The following is a 21030-nucleotide window of genomic DNA, read 5'->3' on the forward strand; positions in this document are numbered from 1 at the left end:
CGTATTCTATGTTGACCAACACAGAGGAGAGTCCCGTGCACGTCGCCATGATCGCCACGCACTACCCGCACGCCGCGCACCGGGAGGAGTTCGTGGAGCGGGTGCGCAAGGTGGCCGAGGCGTTCCGGAGCACGCCCGGTTGCCTGTCGGCGGAGTGCTGGCTGTCGGCGGAGGCGGTGGTGTCCATCGTGCGCTGGGAGTCGGACGAGGCGTTCACCGCGTCGCTGACCGCGCTCGGCGCCGCCGACGTCGACGTGGCCTTCGACGAGCGCGAGGCCCGGCCGCGCGAGATCGTCCGGCTGGCCGCCGCCTGAGGTCAGTAGCCCGAGGGGCGGACCAGCCCCGTCTCGTACGCGAAGACCGCCGCCTGGGTGCGGTCGCGCAGCCCGAGCTTGACCAGGATCCGGCTCACGTGGGTCTTGACCGTCTGCTCGGCGATCACCAGGCGCTCGGCGATCTCGGCGTTCGACAGGCCCTGCGCGATCAGCGCCAGCACCTCGGTCTCGCGCTCGGTCAGGTCGCCCACGCGGTCCTTCAGCGGCGCCCGCGGCGCGCGGCTCACCCGGGCGAACTCGGCGATCAGGCGCTTGGTGACGTTCGGGGCCAGCAGCGCGTCGCCGGTCGCCACCACCCGCACCGCGTGGGCCAGCTCGGCCGCCGAGGCGTCCTTGAGCAGGAAGCCGGACGCCCCGGCGCGCAGCGCCTCGTAGACGTAGTCGTCGAGGTCGAACGTGGTCAGGACGAGCACCTTCGCCGACGCGTCCGGACGGGCGGCGATCCGCCGGGTGGCCTCGATGCCGCCGAGCTCGGGCATGCGCACGTCCATGAGGACGACGTCGGGGTCCAGCTCGGCGACCTTGGCGACGGCGTCGAGCCCGTTGACCGCCTGGCCCACGACCTCGATGCCGGGCTCGGCGTTGAGCAGCACGGTGAAACCCTGGCGGACCATGACCTGGTCGTCGGCGATGAGCACGCGGATGCTCGTCATGAGGTGGCCTGAACGCCTTTCTGCGAGTCGACCGGCAGGAACACGCTGACCTCGTAGCCGCCGTCCGGCGTGGGCCCGGCGACGAGGTCGCCGCCCAGCATGGCGGCGCGCTCGCGCATGCCGAGCAGCCCGTGCCCGGCGCCCGGCGAGGGCCGGGCCGGCCTGGCGGGCGGCTCGTTGACGACCCGGATCGCCAGGGCGCCGGGCCGGTACGTCAGCCGGACCGCCACCGCCGCGCCGGGGGCGTGCCGCATGGCGTTGCTGAGCGCCTCCTGCACGATCCGGTACGCCGACAGCTCCACCCCCGGCGACAGCGGGCGCGCCTGCCCGGCGACCTCGGCGGTCAGCGTGACGCCCGCGCCGCGCACGTTGGCCAGCAGCTCCTCCAGCCGGTCGAGCGTGGGCTGCGGCGCGTCGGCCGGCTGGTCCTGCGCGCGCAGCACGCCGAGGACCCGGCGCAGCTCGGTCAGGGCCTCGACGGCGTTCTCCCTGATGCCGGCCAGGTTGTCCCTCAGCTCCTGCGGCGGGTCGTCCACCAGGTGCGGCGCGACCTGGGCCTGGATGGAGATCACCGACATGTGGTGGGCGACGACGTCGTGCAGCTCGCGGGCGATCCTGCTGCGCTCCTCCAGCAGCGTGCGGCGGGCCCGTTCCTCGGCCGTCAACTCCTCCTGGGCCTCCAGCCGGGTACGGGTCGTCCTCAGCTGGCGCACCCCGGCCCCGACGGCGACCGCGACCGCGTCGGCCAGCAGGGCGGTGGCGCCCAGCCCGCCCCCGTTGGCCTCCGGCATGAGCACCACGATCGCCACCACGGTCAGCGTGGTGATCGCCAGCGCCTTGACGGCGACACCCGGGCGTACCCGCAGCGCCAGCAGGAACAGCACGCCGGCCTGCAGGGCGACGCCCGAGCCCGTCCACGGGAAGGCGGTCGGGTCGGCGTGCTGGAAGGGCCGCCGCGCGAACGTCTCGGGATGCACCGTCCAGGGGAGGCTCAGGTGCTCCGACACGTACACCATGCCCGACCGCGCCCCGGCGACCATGAGGACGATCGTCGCCCACCAGGCGGCCAGCGGGCGCCACATCGCCAGCACCATGGCCGCCGCCATGGCCATGGCCAGCAGCGGGACGGTCGGGTCGATGCCCTCCCCGCCCGGGTACAGGCCCATGGCCAGCGCGTACAGGGCGACGGCGACGTGCGGGAGCCGGGACAGGGCGCGCGGACCGCCCATGCGCGGCAGGGGGTCGGGCGCCATGCTCCCCAGGTCCGCGCCCAGCCTGGCGAGGGCCTTGCGCAGCCTGCTCATCCGCCCTCGCCCACGTTCGTTCTGTCCTGGCTTGCACCCTTGGTCCAGCTTACGGGTGAGCCGGTCACGATCCGCGCGAGGTTCGCCAGCGCCGTCGATCCGGTCGCCAGGTAGTCGCTGTGGCCGCCGCCGCCCGCGTCGAACACCCGCGCCCCGAACCCGGGCGCGACCGGGTCCGCGCCCAGCCCCAGGGTGCCGGACGGCAGCTCGACGGACGCGTGCGGCAGCCGGCCGACCCAGTCCACGGCTGTGCGCGCGGCCCACACCGGCGTCCGGGTGCGCAGCGCCGCGGCGTCGGCCACGCCCGCCCCGGGGCTGCCGAACAGGACGAGGGCGGCCACGTCCAGCCCCGGCGCGGCCCGGCCGCACACCGCCGAGCCGTAGGAGTGGCACAGCAGCGAGACGCGCGCGCCGGGCCGGAGGGCGCGCAGCTCGTCCAGGAAGGCGCGCAGGGCGGGGGCGGCCCGGTCGGCGCGGTCGAGGGTCAGCGCCTGGAGGCTCACGCTGCTCGGGGTGGCGTACCCGAGCCAGGCGATCACGGCCGACCGGCCGCCCAGCGCGGCGCTCAGGCGCATCGAGCCGCCGCGCAGCAGGCCGTACTTGTCGAGGGTGATGCCCGCGCCAGGGACCAGCACGGCGATCCGGACGGCGGTGGCCAGGTCGCCGAACACCTCGACGGCCCGGCCGGCGTCGCGGCCGTCGAAGGACAGGAACCGGCGGGCGGGGTCGGCCATCTCGCGCAGCGCGGCGGCCCGGCGCCGGTGGCCGTGCCGGACGGCGTCGCGCCCGGCCGCCAGGATCGCCGCGCGCCCGGCGGCGTACCGCCCGGCGAGCCCGGACGGCGGCGCGACGCCGGGGACGGGCGCCGGCACCTCCCCCGACACGCACGCCGCCGGGCCCGCCACCGAGGCGGCGACGAGCGTGGCGAGCAGGAGGCGGCGGCCGCGGTTGCCCATGGGAACCCTTCCGACGGGGGGACGGTTCCCCCGACGCTACGGATCGCCCCCGGCCGCACGCCTCCCGCTGCGGAGCTCACTTCCCCCGTAGCTCCCAGGTACTACGGGACGTACGTCAGCCCTCCCCGGTCCTCCGGGACGTGCGTCACGCCCTCCCGGGCAGGTGCAGGCGGCGGCCCCGCCAGCGGGCGCGCAGCCAGCGGTCGTGGCTGGCCACCACGACCGCGCCGGGGCCGTCCGCGGCCAGGGCGGCCTCCAGCTCGTCGGCCAGGCCCGGCGACAGGTGGTTGGTGGGCTCGTCGAGCAGCAGCACGTCGGGAGGGTCGGCGATCAGCAGCGCCAGCGCGAGGCGGCGGCGCTGGCCGACGGACAGCTCCCCCACGCGCAGGTTCGCGTCGCGGGCGCGGATCAGGCCGAGCGAGCGCAGCGGCACGGCCTCGGCGCGCTCCGGCCCGAGGGCCTGCTCGTAGGTCTCCCGCACCGTGCGGCCGGGGTGCTCGAACGTCGTGTCCTGGGGCAGCAGGCCGACGGTCAGCCCCGGCCGTCGCCGCACCTGCCCGGCCGGCTCCAGGTCGCCGGACAGGACCGCGAGGAGGGTGGACTTGCCCGCGCCGTTCGGGCCGGTGACCAGCAGCCGGTCCCCCTCCCGCAGGTCGAGCCGGTCGAGCGCGAGCCTCCCCGCCACCCGGACGTCCCGCGCCGACACCAACGCCCCACCACCCCGGCCCGCCGCGCCGCCACGGCCCCCCTCCGGACCTCCGAGGGGAGGAAGGGCGGCGTCGCCACAGTCCCCCTCTGGGCCTTTGGGGGGAGGAAGGGCGGCGGTGTCACGGTGTTCCTGCGGGCCTTCGGGGGGAGGGAGGGGGGCGGTGAGGCGGGGGCGCAGGCGCAGTGGGGGCGGCGGGGCGGGGACCTGCTCGCGTTCCAGCTCGGCGAGCCGGCGCGCGGCCTCGCGCACCCGCCGGGAGATCTGCTGCTGCACCCGCCCGGCGCGGTGTCCGTAGCCCATCTTCTCGTTGTCGCGGCGCAACCCGTCCTGCGCCACCCGCCGCGCGGTCACCGCGACCGCGCGGCGCAGCTCGTCCAGTTCCTCCTGCTCGGCCGCGTGTCGCCGCTCCCAGCGTTCGCGCTCGGCGCGTTTCCCGGTCAGGTACGCGCTGTAGCCGCCGCCGTACCGGACGGGGCCGTCCACGGCGGGGTCGAGGTCGAGCAGGTCCGTGCAGACCGCGTCGAGGAAGGCCCGGTCGTGGCTGGCCACGACGACCACGCCGGTCATGCCACGCAATTCCTCCTCCACGAAGACGGCGGCGTCGTCGTCGAGGTGGTTGGTGGGCTCGTCGAGCAGGAGCGCGGCGGGCCGCCTGATCAGCAGCGCGGCCAGGGCGAGCCGGCCGCGCTGCCCGCCGGACAACGACCCGAGCGCCCGCGTCCCCGGCACGCCGCCCAGGCCCAGCCGGTCGAGGACGATCTCCGCCCGCCGGTCGGCGTCCCAGGACTCGTGCCGCTGCGCCTGGTCGAGCCGGGCCCCGTACGCTTCGAGCAGCGCGGCGTCCTCCGGCGACGCGGCCAGCCCGCGGGTGAGCCGGTCGAGCTCGGCCAGGTCCGTGCGCGCCTCGCGCAGGGCGTCGTCGAGCACGTCGGCGAGCGTGTCCTCGGCCGCGAACGGCAGCTCCTGGTGCAGGAAGCCCAGGTCGGCGGGGCGGACGACGGTGCCGGAGTCGGGCTCGTCCACGCCGGCCAGCAGGCGCAGCAGAGTGGACTTGCCCGCGCCGTTCTCGCCGATGAGCCCGATCCGGCGGCCGGGGGCGGCGGTGAGCGAGAGGCCGTCGAGCACGCGCCGCGTGCCCAGCGTCCGGACGAGATCGTGGGCCAGCAGGACGTCGCCGGCCGGCGGGCAGGGGTGGGAGAGCATGTGAACCTCGGAGGAGGACGCGGGCGCGCCGAAGCCGCCCGGTGAAGGGGACAGGGTTTCGGGGAACGACGAAAAGGCCCACGTCGACGGCGCTCACGCGCGCACGCCGGGGCCGATCACCCTCCGGTGTCACCCGGAGATGTCGTCGTCACCTGCCATGTCCGGTCTCCTGGCCGTAGATCACCAACGTTCCCACCGTAGCCTACGTGCCGCACCCCGCGGACGGGCCCAGGGCGGCCCGGACGCCCGGGGTCACCGCCGCGCGGAAGGCGGCGTCGAGCTCGGCGGGCGAGGCGGCGGTCGCGCCGTCCAGCCAGGCCCGCATCAGCCCCATGAACGCCCCCACCACGCACACCACCAGCAGGTCGAGCCCGGCCTGCTCCCGCGCGCCCACCGCCAGCAGGTCGGCCCTGACCAGATCGGCGACCACCTGCTCGCCCCGGGCGTACACCGGCCCGCCGCCGCGCCGTCCGAGCAGCGCGCGCACCAGCCGCTCCTGCTCGCGGACGTGCTCGAACATCGGCAGGCTGAACGCGAACAACTGCCCCGGCGCGCCGCCGCCCGGCGGACGCCGCAGGAACGCCAGCTCGGCCAGGTTGCTGAGCAGCACCTCCTGCTTGCCGGAGAAGTGGGCGTAGAACGTGGAGCGGCCGACGTCGGCCCGCTCGATGATGTCGGTGACGGTCACCGCCTCGTAACCCTTCTCCAGGATCAGCGACACCAGCGCCTCCCGGACCTGTCGCCGCGTGCGCCGCACCCGCCGGTCTCCGGACACCTTTCCCTCCCTGTGCGCTACCGGACGCCACGGCCGATCTGCTCGTTGACCCGCGTCCCGCATGAACACATCATTCATTACCGAACAGGTTGTTCGGCAACTGACCGGAGGAACCGCCATGCTGGGAAGGCTTCTGCACCACCACGAAGAGCACGCCGAGTCCGGCGGCACCATCGACTACCCGCGCCGGTACGAGCTGCTCAGCGCGGTCGCGTTCCTCGGCGGGCGCCGGGCCGCGTTCACCCGCCTGGCCGCCGCCGCCGGGCCGCGCGCGGGCGACCGCGTGCTCGACGTCGGCTGCGGTACCGGCTACCTCACCCGGATCATCGCCCCCGTGGTCACCCCGAGCGGCCGGGTGACCGGCCTCGACCCGTCCCCCGAGATGATCGGATACGCCGCCCGGCGCGCCCCCGCCAACTGCGACTACGTGGTCGGCGAGGGCCAGGACCTGCCGTTCCCGGACGGCTCGTTCGACCTGGTCGTCTCCAGCTTCGCGGTGCACCACATGCCCGTGGCGGCCAGGCCGGAGGCGCTGCGCCAGATGTTCCGCGTGCTGCGTCCGGGCGGGCGGCTGCTGGTGGCCGAGTTCCGGCCGCCGACCGGCCGGCTGGCCCGCCGCGTCGTCGGCGCGCTGGCCGGTCCCGCGATGCGCCACGACCTGCGCGCCCTGCTCGGCACGCTGATCCCGGGCGCGGGGTTCCGGGTGGAGGCCGAAGGCGACCTGCCGCACGCGCTGTTCCACATCCGCGCCACCCGTCCGTAGCGCACGCGCTGTTCCGCACCAGAGCGATTCCACGTCGGGCGCGGCCCGTCCATAGGCCGCCGTCACGGCCTGAGGACGATCTTGCCGTGGGTGTGCCGACGTTCCAGCTCGCCGAAGGCGTCCCGGACCCGCTCCAGGGGGTACACGCGGGCGATCGGCACCTCCAGCTGCCCCCGCGCGGCGAGCCGGGCCAGCTCCCCGACCACGACCGCGCAGGCGGCCGCCCCTTCCCCGTACGTCCGCGCGCCGACCCTGGCCGCGCCCGCCCAGTCGCAGATCGTGTCGATCCGGTCGGGCCGCACGCCCAGCTCGACCGCCAGATCGACGTAGCCGTCCCCGTAGGTGTCGATGAACGCGTGCACCTTCCCGCCCGTGGCCGACCGGATCCGCTCGGCCACGCCCTCCCCGTACGCGACCGGCACGACGCCGTGCCCCCGCAACCAGGCGTGGTTGGCCTGGCTCGCCAGCCCGACCACCGTCGCGCCCCGCCGCCGCGCGAGCTGCACGGCGATGGACCCGACCCCGCCCGCCGCCCCGGACACCACCACCGTCTCCCCCGGCCCGGGATCGACCGCGAACACCGTGGCGTACGCCGTCGTGCCGGCCACGTACAACGACCCGGCCACCTCCCAGGGCAGCCCCGCGGGCCGCAGGGTCAGCGCCACGTCGTCGGCCACGACGAACTCCGCGTGGCTCGCCCTGCGATGGGTGAAGCCGAGCACCTCGTCGCCCACCGCGAACCCGCGCACCTCCGGACCGGCCGCCACCACCACGCCGGCCAGATCGCTGCCCTGCCCGGACGGGAACGTCGCCGGCCAGCGCCCGTGCCGGGCCCCCCGGCGGATCATCGTCTCGCCGGGCTGGATCCCGGCCGCCCGCACCTGGACCAGCACCTGACCGGGCCCCGGCGCCGGACGCTCGACCTCCTCCACCCGCAGCACGTCGATCCCGCCGTACTCGTGGAACCGCACAGCCTTCATCGCGTGATCACCCTCCTCGTCCGGACCGGCCCTTCGCGCGGCCGCAGCCCACCCTGCCGCGCCCGCGCCGGCGGCGGAACGGACCGCTCTTCCCAGGACCGCCGATCCCAGGAAGCGGCTTGACTTCAAGCACACTTGAAGCCGCAGGATCCCGCACATGACCAAGAACCAGACGACAGGCCGTACCGGCGAGGAGACCGACGCGCTCATCGCCCTGCTCGACCTCGCGGACCACCTGCCCGGAGCAACCGAGCTGCGGGCGCGTTCCTACGAGTTGCTCGGCCTCGCGCCGCGGGCGGCGGTGGCCGACGTCGGCTGCGGATCCGGCCGCGCGGCGGCGGAGCTGGCCGGGCTGGGCGCGCGGGCGATCGGCGTCGACCCCGACGAGCGGATGATCGGCGTGGCGGCCGGGCGGTGGCCCGCCGCCGAGTTCCGGGTGGCGGACGCGTACGCGCTGCCGTTCGGCGACGGCGAGCTGCGCGGCTATCGGGCCGAGAAGGTGTACCACGTCCTGGACGACCCGGCCCGCGCCGTGGCCGAGGCGCGGCGGGTGCTCGCGCCCGGCGGGCGGATCGTGCTGCTCGGGCAGGACTGGGACACCTTCGTCATCGACTCCGGCGACGCCGCGCTCACCCGCCGGATCGTGCACGCCCGCGCCGACCTCGTCAGGTCGCCCCGCGTCGTCCGCCGCGCCCGCAACCTGCTGCTGGACGCCGGCTTCACCGACGTCACCGTCGAGGTGCACACCAGCGTCGTCACCGACGCGACGATGGTGCCCGTGCTGGCCGACCTGGCGGGGAAGGCGCGTTCGGCCGGGGCGGTCGGCGCGGCGGAGGCCGAGGGCTGGCTCGCCGAGCAGCGGGAACGGGCGCGGTCCGGGCGGCTGTTCCTCGCCCTGCCGCTGTTCGTGACCGCGGCCACGCGTTAGGCCCCCAGCGGCAGGGCCGGGTCGGGGCCGGGTGGGGACCGGGTCAGCGGTGGGGTGGGGCGAAGGCGGCGAGCTCGCCGCTCTCGTGCCGTTCGAGCAGGGCCTCGGCGCCGTGCTCAAGGGCGCGGGCCGCGTCCGCCGCGCGCGGGAGCATCGTGCTCTCGTACGCGGCCACGGCCTCGGCCACCGTGGCGGCCCCGGCCAGCGCGAGGGCGAGCTCGCAGGCGTCGAGCATGGCCAGGTTGGCGCCCACGCCGAGCGGCGGCATGAGGTGGGCGGCGTCGCCGAGCAGGGTCACACTGGACGACCGTGCCCACACGTGCGGCACGGGCAGCGCGAACAGCGGGCGATCGACGTACGGCCCGTCGTTGCCGGTGATCATCCCGAGCAGGTCCGGCGACCAGCCGGAGAACGCGTCGAGCAGCCGGGCACGGATCCCGGCGGTGTCGCCGGCGCTCAGGCCACTCGCGGCGATCCACCCGGCGGGCAGGCGCTGGATGACGTAGACGCGGATGTGGTCGCCGCCGTTGCGCTGGGCGAACAGGGCGCGGTCGCCGTCGGCCGCGGTGGCGCCGCCCTGTCCGACGAGCGCGGCGAGGGCGGGGTGGGCGTTCTCAACGTCGTGGAACCACGCCTCCAGGAAGGTGACCCCGGTGTAGCGCGGCGTCGCGGCCGAGACCGCCGGGCGCACCCGGGAGAACGCGCCGTCGGCCCCGATGACCAGGTCCGCCGCGACGGACGTGCCGTCGCGGAAGTGCACCCGGCGCGGGCCGCCGGGCGGGCCGGTGACCTGCTCGACGGCGGCGCCCCACCGCACGGTCCCGGGCTCCAGCGAGCCGAGCAGCAGGTCGCGCAGCACACCACGGTCGATCTCGGGTTTGCAGAGCTCGCCCGCGGCCGGGACGTGGTGGTCGAGCAGCCGTCCGGACGGGTCGAGCAGCCGCATCTCCTGCCCTTCCGGGCGGGCCAGCCGGAGGAAGTCGTCGAGCAGGCCGGCCTCGCGCAGGGCGGCCTGCCCGTCGTCGGCGTGCAGGTCGAGGGTGCCGCCCTGGTCGCGGGCCCGCGGGTGGGCGTCGCGGTCGTGGACGGTCACGGGGATGCCGTGCCGTTGCAGGACGCGGGCGCAGGTGAGCCCGCCGGGGCCGGCTCCGACGACGTGGATGCGCGCGGCGGCGGGTGCGGGTGAGCGCATGACTGGACCTCTCGTTCGTGATCAGGGGTGGGTCCGGCGAGCGCCGCCGTTCCAGAGAAGCAGAACGAGTACAAAAGTGCAACAGGTCAACTAATTCACTCATGCCACCTTTTGGTAGGGTGGGCGGCATGGACACGCCACCCGTCACCGGCCGCCGCGAACGCAAGAAGGCCGCCACCCGCCGAGCCATCGCCGACGCCGCCCTACGCCTCTTCCTGGAGCACGGCTACGACCGGGTGAGCGTCAGGGACGTCGCCGAGGCGGCCGACGTGTCCACCACCACGCTGTTCAAGCACTTCCCCGGCAAGGAGGCGCTGGTCTTCGACGAGGAGGCCGACCGGGAGGCGGAGCTGGTCGCGGCGGTGCGCGGGCGTCCGGAGAGGCAGAGCGTCGTCGAGGCGCTGCGCGGGCACGTGCTGGCGTCCTGGCCGCAGGTCGCGGCCCATCCGCTGCGGGCCGGGTTCACCGAGCTGGTGGAGTCCACGCCGGCGCTGCTGGAGTACCACGAACGGATGTGGACCAGGCACGCCGCCGCCCTCGGCACGGCCATCGCCGAGGACGCGGGCGTGGCCCCCGACGACGTCGCCTGCCACGCGCTCGCCCGGTTCGTCCTGGACATCCCGGCGCTCACGCGGGGGCGGCCGGATCTTCGCGGGGCCGTCGAGCAGGTCTTCGACCTCCTCGCGCACGGCTGGCGCCCGCCGCGCTAGCGACCGGCGCCGGCCCGCGTCCTCAGACGGTCCGGGACGACCGCCCGCCGTCGATCCCCCACGACACGATCCTGACGGGCGTGATCACGATGACCTCCCGCGAGAAGTACGGCACCGGCGGCTCGTGGTCGGTCACGGCCACCGCCGTGCCCCGGATCTCGATGCCGCGCACCACCCACGGGTCGACCGAGGCCAGGTCGTCCACGACGAGGGCGACGGCGCTGCCCCGCTGGACGTTCCGGAACTTCCTGGAGGCGCCCATCGCGTGCCCGCCGATGGTGATCGTGCCCGTGGCGGCGTCCACGAAGAAGCCGACGGGGTTGTTCTGCACGTCTCCGGAGGGGGAGACGGTGGCCAGCCGGCCGATGTGCTGTCCGGCCAGGTAGTCGAGCTCTGCCTGCGTGAAGATCATGCCGGGAAGTATGCAACCTTGACACCGGCGTCACCCCAAACCCACCCATTCCATCAGTTCGAGTCCAGGACGATGTCCCAGCATTCGGCCATGGGCGACGACGACCTGATCGAGTTACGGCGCGAGATCCACCGCCACCCCGAACCGGCCGGCCAGGAGCGGCACACCGCGGCCCTGATGGCGGCGGCGCAGCTGGCGGCGGACCTGCAGACCCCGGACGGCCCCCTGACGACCTTCGTGTACGCCCAGGTCCACCGCGAGCACGACGCCGTGCAGGGTTGGGTCCGGGCCTGGCCGGACAGCCGGTACGACGACATCCGCGCGTTGCTGCGCGCCGAGGCCGGGTCCCGCGTGCGGTTCGTCGACCATCACCCGCCGTCGGTCAACTCGCCGGAGCACGCCCGGGCCGGCGCGCGTCACCTGGACGCCCTGCTGCTGCACGCGTCCTATCCGTTCAACGGGGAGGATTTCGGGCTGTTCCTGGAGCGGGCGCCGGGGGCGATGTTCTTCTTCGGCGTGGGTGAGCAAGGCGTGCCGCACGACCCGGACTTCGTGGCGGACGAGCGGGCGATCGCCCTCGGCGTCGAGGCGATGGCCGGGTTCCTGCGCGCCCGCGGCGCGGCGCTCTGACGTTCCCCGGCCCGTCTCAGGCCCGGCGGATCGGGCGTGGGACGGGCCGGGGACGGGCCGGGGACGGGCCGGGGACGGGCCGGGGACGGGCGGGTCAGCGGCGGGACAGCCGCAGCGGGAAGGTGCCGGGGCCGACGCCGCCGAGCGTGGTGGTGTAGGCCGCGAGGTACCGGTCCAGGTACGGCGAGCGGTCGCCCTGGGTGGGCACGTCGTGCCGCGTGGACAGCAGGTCCAGGCTCAGCCGCGCGCCGGAGACCTTGATCGTGTTGCCCGAGGGCACGTCCAGCCAGCCGTTGGACTCGATGGTGCCGATCTGCACGCCCAGCCGGTGGCCCGGCTCGAAGGTCCAGTCGGCCGACTTCAGGTCGAACGCGACCGGACCGCGGCGCTCCAGCAGGGCCACGTTCTCGTCGAACATCGTCGCCCTGCCGTCGGGGGCGACGTCCCACAGGCGGACCATGACGTTGCCGTTCGTGCTCGCGTCGAGCCTGAGCCGCGGCGTGCCGGTGAGCCTGAGCCGCTCGGCGGCGGGCGTGGACCAGGTCCAGAAGCTGCCCGCGGCGGCCGCGCTCTGCCTGGCCGAGCTCTTCTCGGCGGTGGAGAGCGGTTCGAGCGGCGGCGCGTGCTCCATGTCCCAACGGCCGGAGGGGGCGGTGGTCGCCGTCGCCGCGGCGCCGCCGCCGTCGTCCAGGTACGCGCCGGCCGACAGCCGGGCCTCGTACGACGTCGTGACCACCGGCCAGGTCGGCTGGGCGCGCCACCCGCCGAGACTGTCCTCGATCGCGTACGCCGGGTCGATCGCCGAGGGCCGCACGCCGCGCAGGTACTGGTCGTAGAACCGCATCACCTCGTCGAACCAGCCGGCCCGTCCCTGCAGCAGCCGGCCCTGGGCGTCGGTGTCGTTGCCGCGCACGTGCTCCCACTGGCCGAGCCAGCCGCGTTCGCGCCCGCGGTGGTTGTCCAGGTAGACCTCCATGTCCTCGGGCTTGGTGTTGGGCTCGATGAAGCCCTGGGTGACCAGCAGCGGCGTGCTGCTGCCGGCCGCCCGGTCGGCCAAGTTGCGTGCCCGCCAGTACGCCGAGCGCAGGTCGGGATTGTTGTTGTTGGTGATGTTGTCGGACAGGCAGGCGGGATGGGCCGTCTCGTACTGGGCGTTCGCCTTGTACCGGTCGCTGTCGCCGGCCATCGGCGCCATCGTCGCGATCGAGTTGTACGCCTCCGGCGTGCCCGTGACGTTGGGCCGCGGGACCTTGTTGCTGAACAGGTAGTTGTACATGTTCCAGACCGGCTCCTGGGCGACGACCGCCTTCAGGCTCGGCAGCCTGAGGTTGTTGCCGACCAGGCCGGTGACCGCGTCGTACGACTTGCCGTACATGCCGACCCTGCCGGTCGACCAGGGCTGGGCCGCCGACCACTCGACGGCGGCCCGCACGTCGGCCTGCTCGCCCGGACCGACCCAGTCGAGGCACCCGGTGCTGCCGCCGAAGCCGCGCAGGTCGACCATCACGAAGGTGTAGCCGCGGGCCATCAGCCCGGCGCCGTCCACGAAGTCGCGGAACCGCGCCGACGGCCCGACCTGGTCCCATCCCTCCGGGCCGGTCTGCCCGGCGTGGGCGAAGTAGGGACCGACCGAGACGATCACCGGCGTCCGCGCGCCGGCCGGCAGGTGCGCCGGGCGCAGCACGTCGGCGTGCAGCTCGACGCCGCTGCCGTCGGCGGAGGGGAAGTACGCCTCCGACCACGCGGCGCCCGCGGGGACACGGGGGTTCTCCTCGTGCGTCACCCCCGGGGCCGTGGTCCGGTCCGTGGTCCGGGCCGAGGCGGGCGGGCCGCCCGCGGCGAGGGTGGTGATCGTGACCAGGACGCCGGCCGCCACAGTGGCCGTCGCCTTCCCGCGGATGTTCATCGACTCTCCCCGTGCATAGATGTGCCGGCGGCGTCCGAACGAGCGTGCATCACTCATATGCCAGCGGGCACGCCCAGGCAAGCCCCGCCACACCCGTGCGGGACGTCAGCGGGGGAAGCGGCGGGTCAGGCGCATGCGGATGTCGTGCTCGGCCCACAGCACGAAACGTTCGACGGGCGTCACCGGATGGTCCTCGACCGGCTCGAAGGCGAACCTCCTGAGCAGCACGGCGAGCACCAGCTCGGCCTCCACCATGGCCAGGCTCGCGCCCTCGCAGCCGCGCGGCCCGAGGCCGAAGGGGAGGTAGGCGTAGCGGTGGCGGGCGGCCTGCTCCTCGGGGGTGAAGCGGTCGGGCCGGAAGGCGTGCGGGTCCGGCCAGTGGCGGGGGTCGAGGTGCACGGCCCAGAAGGGGTAGAAGATCGTGGTGCCCGCCGGGACGTGGTGGCCGTCCAGGGTGAGGTCCTCGGTGGTCTCGCGGGCGCCGTACGGGCCGGGCGGGTAGAGCCGCATCGACTCCTTGAGCGCCATCTCCAGGTACGGCAGGCGCCGCAGGTCGGCGTAGTCGGGGGCGGCGCGGTCGCCCAGCACGTCGTCCAGCTCGGCGGCCACCCGCGCGGCCGGGCCGGGGTCGCGCGCGAGCAGGTGCAGGGTCCAGGAGACGGCCACGCCGGTGGTGTGGTGGGCGGCGAGCATGATCATGAGCACGGTGTCCCTGATCCGCGCGGGCGACATGTCCGCCTGCGCCAGGGCGGCGACCAGCTCGCTGCCGCCGCGGGCCAGCACCCCGTCCACGACCTCGCGCAGGCACGCCAGCGCCCGGTCGCCGCGCGCGCGGTCGTCGTCGCGCTCGTACCTGCGGCCCAGGTGGACGGTCAGCACGGTCTCGAACGCGCTCACCACCCGCGCCGGGTCGGCGAGGCCGCCGCCCAGGGCGTACTGGGCGATCATGCGCAGGGACAGCTCGCTCAGGTCCTGCTGGAGCGCCACCGGGCCGTCGGCGGCGCGGCGCTCCCAGCGGTCGGCCAGCTCGGTGGCCAGGGTGACGAAGCCGGCGAAGTGCGCCTCGTGCGAGCGGCGGCCGGCGAGCACCGAGAGCAGGACCCGGCGGAAGGGGCCGTGCTCGTCGGCGGGGAGCGTCTGCAGGTTGCCTGCCTCGCACAGGGGCGCCAGGAACGCGAAGAGCCCGTCGGGGCGTGCGTCGATCGCGGCCGTGGCCTCCAGCAGCACGGGGTCGGCCACCGAGATCGCGGCCGGCGCGCCGGGGAGCTGGAAGCGCACCAGCGGGCCGTACCGCTCGTGCAGCCGCAGCTGGTAGGTGTGCAGGCCGCCGGCGGCCGCGACGGCGCTCAGCCCGCCGTCCGCCGCGGGAGGAGGGCCGGGGATGTCGCGCATCCGGCCACCGTCTCGCGGACGCGCCCGCCCGGCAAGTGTCCCGGACCGGCCGCGGTCACCTTTCTCCGGTTCGCCGCGTCAGCAGAATGAGCACGCCACTTTTGAGAGGAAATATCGCTATGACTCCCCATGACCTGCTGGCTGACCGATTCGAGGGGCATCGTCCCCGTCTGAAAGCGGTCGCCTACCGCATGCTCGGCTCGCTGACCGAGGCCGAGGACGCGGTCCAGGACGCGTGGCTGCGGCTGGCGCGTTCGGACTCGGGCCAGATCGCCGACCTGGGCGCCTGGCTGACCACCGTGGTGAGCCGGGTCTGCCTGGACGTCCTGCGCGCCCGCAGGGCCCTGCGGGAGGAGCCGCTGGAGGAGCGGCTGCCGGACCCGGTGGTCGGACGGGCCGAGGCCGCCGACCCGGCCGCGGGCCCCGAGCAGGAGGCGCTGCTGGCCGACTCGGTGGGCCTGGCGCTGCTGGTCGTGCTGGAGTCGTTGTCACCGGCCGAGCGGCTGGCGTTCGTGCTGCACGACCTGTTCGGCCTGCCGTTCGAGCAGATCGCGCCCATCGTGGAGCGCACGCCGGTGGCGGCCAAGAAGCTGGCCAGCCGGGCGCGTCAGCGGGTGCGCGGCGCGGCCCCCACCCCCGACCCCGACCTCGCCGGTCAGCGCCGGGTGGTGGAGGCGTTCCTGGCCGCGGCCCGCGAGGGCGACTTCGACGCGCTGCTGGCCGTCCTCGACCCGGACGTGGTGCTGCGCGCCGACGGCGGCCTGCTCACGGGCGGCATGAAGGTCGTCCGCGGCGCCGCGGACGTGGCCGGGCGGGCCGCCGCCTTCCGCCGTTCGACCGGGGTGGTCGCCCGCCCGGCGCTCGTCAACGGCCTGGCGGGGCTGGTCAACACCGTCGAGGGCAGGCTGTACTCGGTCATGAGCTTCACCGTCAGCGACGGCCGGATCGCCGCGATCGACATCCTGGCCGACCCCGACCGGCTGGCCGCGCTCGACCTCACGCCCCCTGGAGCGCCGATCGCCGGACGGTGATTGACGAAGGTCGCCGCGGTGCTGCACGATCGGTCGCGCGGGGTCGTCCACCGGCCGCCACCTACGAAGGGTTCGCTGATGACGCTCGCCTCCCGGCTCGGCCACGCCCCCGACGACCGGCTGCTCATCGTCAACGCCGACGACTACGGCATGAGCCGGTCGGCCAACCTCGGCATCACCTCCCTCCTGCGGGCGGGGGCGATCAGCTCGGCCACGGTGATGACGCCCTGCCCGTGGGCGCCGCAGGCCGTCGCCGAGGCCGCCGGTTTCGACGTCGGGGTGCACCTGACGCTGACCAGCGAGTGGGAGGGTTACCGCTGGGGCCCGGTCACCCGCGACCGGCCCGTCCCCACGCTGGTGGACGAGACCGGCTACTTCTTCCGCGACTGCGCCTCCTTCGAACGGTCCGCCCACCCCGGCGAGGTCCGCGTCGAGATCGTCAACCAGATCCGCAAGGCCGTCGCGCTCGGCCTGGACCCCTCGCACGCCGACAACCACATGGGCAGCCTGTACGGCCTGGCCACCGGCCGCCACTTCCTGGACGTCGTCCTGCCGGTGTGCGCCGAGTTCGGCCTGCCCTTCCGCCTGCCCCGCTCGCTGGAGGGCACCGGCGCGCCGGAGGAGCTGGAGCCCGTGGCGCGGGCCCTGGCCGCGATGGCCGACGAGTCCGGGGTGGTCATCCTCGACCGCCTGTGGTCGCTGCCCTTCCAGCAGTCCGACGGCGAGGATTACGACTCGCTCAAGAAGGACATGATCGGGCTGCTGCGCTCGCTGCGGCCGGGCGTGACGGAGATCTACATCCATCCCTTCGAGGACACCGACGAGCTGCGCGCCATCATGCCGGGCGCGGCCAAGCGCGGCTGGGAGCTGGCCCTGTTCACCGACCCCGACGTCCGGGAGGTCCTGGACGCCGAGGACGTCAAGCTGATCGGCTGGCTCGACCTGCGGACCGCGCAGCGCGAGCGACGTCCGTGACCGTCAGGAGGAGGCCATCGCCTCGACCGGCCTGACCCGCAGCGCCCCCGCGGCCGTGGGGATCGAGGCCGCCAGCACGAGCAGCAGCGCGCCCCCGGCGACGGCCGCGTACGTCCAGCCGGGCCCGGCGGCCATCGGCGAGCCGGTCCTGACCAGGTTGTACGGCACGGTGGTCGCCGCGGCGGCGACCGTGCCGAGCACGACGGCCAGGAGCGCGGTCACCACGCCCTCGGCCACGACCGTCGCCATGACCTGCCCTCGGGTGGCGGCCGACAGCCGCAGCAGCCCGAACTCGCGGCTCCGGCGGCGGGTGGCGGCGATCAGCGTGTTGACCACGACGATCGCCGTGAACGTGATGATCATGGCGACGACCAGGTAGTTCACCGGGGCGAGCCGCGCGCTGACGTCGGCGGCGCCCCGGTGGAGGCCGTCCTCGGTGCCCTGCATGGACAGCGTGCCGCCGGCGATGCCGACCAGGAGGATCAGCGGCCCGGCCACGCTGCCGGTGTGCTGGGCACGGGCGTGCAGGTTGCGGACGGCCAGCCGCCAGGACACGCCCGGCCCGGCCTCGGCCAGCCGGCCGACGGGCCGTACGGCGACCGGGCTGAGCAGGGCCAGGCCGACGGCGACGGCGACGCCCGCCGGGCCCGCGGTGCTGGACAGCAGGGGGCCGTCGGCCATGAACAGGGTCGTCACCGACAGGCTCAGCCCCAGCGCCAGCAGCAGCGCGCCGGCCACCAGGCGGCCCCGGCCGAGCGCGCGGGCGGGCCCGGCGGCGGCCAGCGCCCGCACCGGCGGGATCGACGCGGCGCGCCTGCTGGAGATCAGCGCGGCGGCCAGCGCGGCGGCCAGGGACGTGCCCGCCCCGATCGCGACGCTCGGCCAGCCCGCCGCCAGCCCGACGCCCGCCTCGACGAGGCCGCCGTCCGCCAGGCGGGCCAGCACGACCGCCCCGAGCCCGGCGCCCGGCGGCAGCCCGGCGGCGATCGCGGGGACGGCCACGAGGAGCGTCTCCAGCATGACGTTCTGCCGGATCTGGCGCGGGGTGGCCGCGATGGAGCGCAGCAGGGCCAGCTCGCGCTCGCGGTGCCCGATGGTCAGCGACACGGTGGACACGACGCCGAAGGCCACGATCGCCAGGGTCCAGCCGCCCAGGATGGCCGGCAGCATGACGAGGAAGCCCTGGTCGCGGCCGGTGGCCAGGCCGGTCTCCAGCAGGCTCGCGAACGCCGTGAGCAGCGCGGTCCCGGCCGCCATGACGGCGGCCGAGGCCAGGTAGGACGCCCGGTGGGCGCCGATCGTGCCGAGGGCCAGCCGCCACCTCATCGCACGCCTCCCGCGTGGGCGGGCGCCGACAGGCGGGCCATGCGGGCCGCGACCGTGGCGGCGTCGGGGCGCGTCAGGTGGTCCACGACGCGGCCGTCGGCGAAGAACACCACGGCGTCGGCGTACGAGGCGGCCACCGGGTCGTGGGTCACCATCACGATCGTCCGCCCCTCCTGGGCGGCGGCCTGGCGCAGGAGGCCCAGCACCTCGCGGGCGGCCTGCGTGTCGAGGGCGCCGGTCGGCTCGTCGGCGAACACGACGGCGGGCTCGCCCAGCATCGCGCGGGCGATGGCCACCCGCTGCTGCTGGCCGCCGGACAGCTCGCCGGGCCGGTGTCCCGTCCGCTCCCCCAGGCCGAGCCGGGTGAGCAGCGCCCGCACCCGCCGCCCGTCGGCGCGGCGGCCGGCGAACTCCAGGGGCAGGGTCACGTTCTGCGCGACCGTCAGGGTGGGCACCAAATTGAAGGACTGGAAGACGAACCCCATCCGCTCGCGCCGCAACCGGGTCAGCGCGGCCTCGTCGAGGCCGTCCAGGCGGCGGCCGTCGAGGACGACCGAGCCGGAGTCGGGCCGGTCCAGGCCCGCCGCGCAGTGCAGCAGGGTGCTCTTGCCCGAGCCCGACGGGCCCATCACGGCGGTGAAGGTGCCGTGCGGGATCGCCAGGGACACGTCGTCGAGCGCGGTCACGGCGGTGGCGCCCTCGCCGTGGCGTTTCGTCACATGGTGAAGCTCAAGAGCCATTTTTGTCACAGAATCGACGTACATTGCACGAGTCATAAATACACCGTACATCAATTGCCGATTAATGCGACTTGAAAGGGATAAGATATAATTTCGTCACAGAATTGAGCAGTGACGAAAAGGGGCATGACGTGGCGGCGTGCGAGGTGTGCGGGCGGGAGCTGCGGACGGCTGAGCGGGGGCGGCCCCGGCGCTACTGCTCGCGCGCCTGCCGCACGAGGGCCTATCGGGCGCGGCTCGCCGAGCCCCCGCCCGCCGAGGAGCCCGCGGCCCCGGCAGGACGGGCCGCCGAGGCGGCGCTCGACCAGGGTCGGGTCGTGCGGGCCGCCGTCGCGCTCGCCGACCGGGAGGGGGTCGCCGCGGTGTCGATGCGCCGGATCGCGACGGACCTGAGGGTCGGCGTGATGTCCCTCTACCGGTACGTCCCGAGCCGGGAGGAGCTCAACGACCTCATGGTGGACGCCGTCTTCGCCGCCCGCCCGCTGCCCGAGCCGGGGCCGGACGGCTGGCGGGCCAGGCTGGAGCTGTCCGCGCGGCTGGAGTGGGAGCTCTACCGGCGGCATCCGTGGATGTCGCACCTGGTCGCGGTCACCACCCGGCCGCCGGTCGCGCCCGCGCTGATGGCCTACACCGACTGGCGCATGCGCGCGCTCGACGGCCACGGGCTCGACTTCGCCACGCTCGTCCAGGTCGCCATCATGATCGGCACGTACGTGCAGAGCGCCGCCGTGCCGCTCGCCCACGAGGCGCAGGCCGCCCGTACCAGCCGGCACTCGCGGCGGGAGTGGGCGCGGGCCCGCAAGGAGGCGTTCGCGCGCAGCATCGGGGCGGCGCGGCTGCCGATGGTGTCGGAGTTCGGGGACGAGGCGTTCGAGGCGTCGGAGCCGGACAACATCTTCGAGTTCGGCATCCACCGCCTGCTCGACGGCATCGAGCTGCTGCTGCGGCGCGGGTGAGCGGCTATTCGGGGCCGGTGGGCACCAGGTAGCGGCGTTTGCGCTCGGTGAGGTCGAGGAGCCGGCCGCCGTTGGCCTCGATGACCCGCCGGGAGGCGGTGTTCGTCCGGTCGCACATGACCAGGGCGGGGTCGACGCCCAGCCGCCGGGCGATCGGCAGCGCCGCGGCCAGCATCGCCGTCGCGTGGCCCAGACGGCGGGCGCCCGGGCGCACGTCGTAGCCGATGTGGCCGCCGAGCCGCTCCAGCGCCGGGGTGAGCCGGTGGCGGACGGCCAGCCTGCCGAGGAACCGGTCGCCGTCGGCCCACCACAGCGTGGTCATCGGCACGAACCCCGCGCGCACGCCCGCCTGGGTGCGCTCGCCCAGCAGCCGCAGGACGTAGGCCGCGAAGGCCGCCGGATCGGCCAGCGCCGCGGGATCGACGTCCTGGACGAACCACGGGACCGGGAAGTCGCGGTCGGCCCGGAACTCGGCCACCGCCTCCAGGAACGACGCCCGCAGCCCGGGCGTGGGATCGACGAGGGCAGGCATGCCGACCATGATGCCCGACGGCCGGTCAGGACGGGCGGGGTGTTCTCGCGGTGGCGCGGTCGAAGAGTTCGGCGAGCTCGTCGGCGCAGTGGCCGGGGTCGAGGCCGCCGGCGACCCGGTCGGCCACCGCGTCGATGCCGGCGCGCAGGGACGCGGCCATCAGGACGCTGTCGAACGTCCGGAACGCGCCGCTGCGCTGGCCGTCGTCGAACAGGGCGACCAGCCTGGCGATGGCGGCGTCCCGCTCGCCGCCCCCCACGGGCGCGCGGTTGAACGCGATCTGCTGGACCGCGCGCACGTGGGCCGGATGGGCGGCGATGAAGGCGATGTTCGCCCTGATGAACGCCTCCAGCTGGGCACGGGCTCCGGACGCGGCCTCGATCGCCGGCCGCATGAAGGCGGCCGCGTCGGAGACGACCTGCCGGACGACGGCCTCGAAGAGCTGCTCCTTGGTGGAGAAGTGGTAGGAGATCAGCCTCTTGCTGCTGAGCCCGGCATGGTGACAGATGGCCTCGAACGTGGTCTCCGGGTAACCCCGCTCGGCGAGCACGGCGATCGCGGCCGAGGCGATCTGGGCCTTGCGGGCCTCGGTGGCCGCCTGACGGGTTCCGGAGCTCTCCAT

General features: G+C 74.9%; 22 protein-coding genes. 8 read left to right on the forward strand and 14 right to left on the reverse strand.

Going from position 1 to position 21030, the window contains the following annotated elements:
- Positions 1–35 precede the first annotated feature (35 nt).
- A complete protein-coding gene (locus tag AB0J46_RS21955) occupies positions 36–314 on the forward strand; it encodes an antibiotic biosynthesis monooxygenase (RefSeq protein ID WP_364334727.1) in 279 nt (92 codons plus the stop codon).
- A 2-nt stretch (positions 315–316) separates the two neighbouring features.
- Here the strand turns inward: AB0J46_RS21955 and AB0J46_RS21960 are convergent, their stop codons facing one another.
- The 5 genes from AB0J46_RS21960 to AB0J46_RS21980 all read right to left on the reverse strand — a co-directional run bounded on the left by AB0J46_RS21960 (position 317) and on the right by AB0J46_RS21980 (position 5935).
- A complete protein-coding gene (locus tag AB0J46_RS21960; protein ID WP_364334730.1) occupies positions 317–988 on the reverse strand; it encodes a response regulator transcription factor in 672 nt (223 codons plus the stop codon).
- Complete coding sequence (locus AB0J46_RS21965) at positions 985–2292, reverse strand: sensor histidine kinase (protein WP_364334733.1); 1308 nt, start codon at positions 2290–2292, stop codon at positions 985–987. Before AB0J46_RS21965 ends, AB0J46_RS21960 begins: the two co-directional genes overlap by 4 nt.
- Positions 2289–3248, reverse strand: a complete 960-nt coding sequence (locus AB0J46_RS21970) for an alpha/beta hydrolase (protein WP_364334736.1) — start codon at positions 3246–3248, stop codon at positions 2289–2291. The genes AB0J46_RS21965 and AB0J46_RS21970 overlap by 4 nt, the downstream gene beginning before the upstream one ends.
- A gap of 145 nt (positions 3249–3393) precedes the next feature.
- Entirely contained in the window at positions 3394–5160 is a 1767-nt protein-coding gene (locus AB0J46_RS21975; RefSeq protein WP_364334739.1) for an ABC-F family ATP-binding cassette domain-containing protein, read from the reverse strand.
- Positions 5161–5362: 202 nt separating this feature from the next.
- On the reverse strand, positions 5363–5935 hold the full coding sequence (locus tag AB0J46_RS21980) for a helix-turn-helix domain-containing protein (protein ID WP_364334742.1): 573 nt from the start codon (positions 5933–5935) through the stop codon (positions 5363–5365).
- Positions 5936–6053: 118 nt separating this feature from the next.
- Between AB0J46_RS21980 and AB0J46_RS21985 the strand changes: the two genes are divergently transcribed.
- The gene (locus AB0J46_RS21985) at positions 6054–6698 is read left to right on the forward strand and encodes a class I SAM-dependent methyltransferase (RefSeq protein WP_364334744.1); all 645 of its coding nucleotides are present in this window, start codon (positions 6054–6056) and stop codon (positions 6696–6698) included.
- A gap of 62 nt (positions 6699–6760) precedes the next feature.
- Here the strand turns inward: AB0J46_RS21985 and AB0J46_RS21990 are convergent, their stop codons facing one another.
- Entirely contained in the window at positions 6761–7678 is a 918-nt protein-coding gene (locus tag AB0J46_RS21990; protein ID WP_364334746.1) for an NADP-dependent oxidoreductase, read from the reverse strand.
- A gap of 157 nt (positions 7679–7835) precedes the next feature.
- Here AB0J46_RS21990 and AB0J46_RS21995 point away from each other — a divergent pair, with 157 nt between their 5' ends.
- A complete protein-coding gene (locus AB0J46_RS21995) occupies positions 7836–8606 on the forward strand; it encodes a methyltransferase domain-containing protein (RefSeq protein WP_364334749.1) in 771 nt (256 codons plus the stop codon).
- A 43-nt stretch (positions 8607–8649) separates the two neighbouring features.
- Here the strand turns inward: AB0J46_RS21995 and AB0J46_RS22000 are convergent, their stop codons facing one another.
- Positions 8650–9798 (reverse strand): NAD(P)/FAD-dependent oxidoreductase, encoded by a 1149-nt coding sequence (locus AB0J46_RS22000; RefSeq protein ID WP_364334752.1) that lies wholly within the window; start codon positions 9796–9798, stop codon positions 8650–8652.
- A 128-nt stretch (positions 9799–9926) separates the two neighbouring features.
- On the opposite strand from AB0J46_RS22000, the gene AB0J46_RS22005 reads away from it, so the two are divergent.
- The gene (locus AB0J46_RS22005) at positions 9927–10508 is read left to right on the forward strand and encodes a helix-turn-helix domain-containing protein (protein ID WP_364334755.1); all 582 of its coding nucleotides are present in this window, start codon (positions 9927–9929) and stop codon (positions 10506–10508) included.
- A gap of 22 nt (positions 10509–10530) precedes the next feature.
- On the opposite strand, the gene AB0J46_RS22010 is transcribed toward AB0J46_RS22005, so the two are convergent.
- Positions 10531–10920 carry a PPOX class F420-dependent oxidoreductase gene (locus AB0J46_RS22010; protein WP_364334758.1) on the reverse strand — a complete coding sequence of 130 codons (390 nt, stop codon included), beginning with the start codon at positions 10918–10920 and terminating at the stop codon, positions 10531–10533.
- Between the two features lie 90 nt (positions 10921–11010).
- Between AB0J46_RS22010 and AB0J46_RS22015 the strand changes: the two genes are divergently transcribed.
- Positions 11011–11550 (forward strand): hypothetical protein, encoded by a 540-nt coding sequence (locus tag AB0J46_RS22015; protein ID WP_364334761.1) that lies wholly within the window; start codon positions 11011–11013, stop codon positions 11548–11550.
- Between the two features lie 94 nt (positions 11551–11644).
- On the opposite strand, the gene AB0J46_RS22020 is transcribed toward AB0J46_RS22015, so the two are convergent.
- Positions 11645–13456: a CocE/NonD family hydrolase gene (locus AB0J46_RS22020; RefSeq protein ID WP_364334764.1), complete on the reverse strand. Its 1812-nt coding sequence runs from the start codon at positions 13454–13456 to the stop codon at positions 11645–11647.
- 105 nt (positions 13457–13561) lie between these two features.
- The gene (locus AB0J46_RS22025; RefSeq protein ID WP_364334766.1) at positions 13562–14848 is read right to left on the reverse strand and encodes a cytochrome P450; all 1287 of its coding nucleotides are present in this window, start codon (positions 14846–14848) and stop codon (positions 13562–13564) included.
- Between the two features lie 119 nt (positions 14849–14967).
- Here AB0J46_RS22025 and sigJ point away from each other — a divergent pair, with 119 nt between their 5' ends.
- The gene (gene sigJ / locus AB0J46_RS22030) at positions 14968–15879 is read left to right on the forward strand and encodes an RNA polymerase sigma factor SigJ (protein WP_364334769.1); all 912 of its coding nucleotides are present in this window, start codon (positions 14968–14970) and stop codon (positions 15877–15879) included.
- A 78-nt stretch (positions 15880–15957) separates the two neighbouring features.
- Positions 15958–16854 (forward strand): polysaccharide deacetylase family protein, encoded by an 897-nt coding sequence (locus AB0J46_RS22035; RefSeq protein ID WP_364334771.1) that lies wholly within the window; start codon positions 15958–15960, stop codon positions 16852–16854.
- 3 nt (positions 16855–16857) lie between these two features.
- Here the strand turns inward: AB0J46_RS22035 and AB0J46_RS22040 are convergent, their stop codons facing one another.
- Both AB0J46_RS22040 and AB0J46_RS22045 read right to left on the reverse strand, forming a co-directional pair.
- Positions 16858–18180, reverse strand: coding sequence for an FtsX-like permease family protein (locus tag AB0J46_RS22040; protein WP_364334774.1), 1323 nt, complete (start codon positions 18178–18180; stop codon positions 16858–16860).
- Positions 18177–18920 (reverse strand): ABC transporter ATP-binding protein, encoded by a 744-nt coding sequence (locus AB0J46_RS22045; RefSeq protein WP_364334777.1) that lies wholly within the window; start codon positions 18918–18920, stop codon positions 18177–18179. The genes AB0J46_RS22040 and AB0J46_RS22045 overlap by 4 nt, the downstream gene beginning before the upstream one ends.
- 104 nt (positions 18921–19024) lie before the next feature.
- Here AB0J46_RS22045 and AB0J46_RS22050 point away from each other — a divergent pair, with 104 nt between their 5' ends.
- Positions 19025–19876, forward strand: coding sequence for a TetR/AcrR family transcriptional regulator (locus tag AB0J46_RS22050; RefSeq protein WP_364334780.1), 852 nt, complete (start codon positions 19025–19027; stop codon positions 19874–19876).
- Between the two features lie 4 nt (positions 19877–19880).
- On the opposite strand, the gene AB0J46_RS22055 is transcribed toward AB0J46_RS22050, so the two are convergent.
- Positions 19881–20408: a GNAT family N-acetyltransferase gene (locus AB0J46_RS22055; RefSeq protein WP_364334783.1), complete on the reverse strand. Its 528-nt coding sequence runs from the start codon at positions 20406–20408 to the stop codon at positions 19881–19883.
- A gap of 25 nt (positions 20409–20433) precedes the next feature.
- Entirely contained in the window at positions 20434–21030 is a 597-nt protein-coding gene (locus tag AB0J46_RS22060) for a TetR family transcriptional regulator (protein WP_364334786.1), read from the reverse strand.

This window comes from Nonomuraea sp. NPDC049758, assembly GCF_040674635.1.
Taxonomy (GTDB): Bacteria; Actinomycetota; Actinomycetes; order Streptosporangiales; family Streptosporangiaceae; genus Nonomuraea.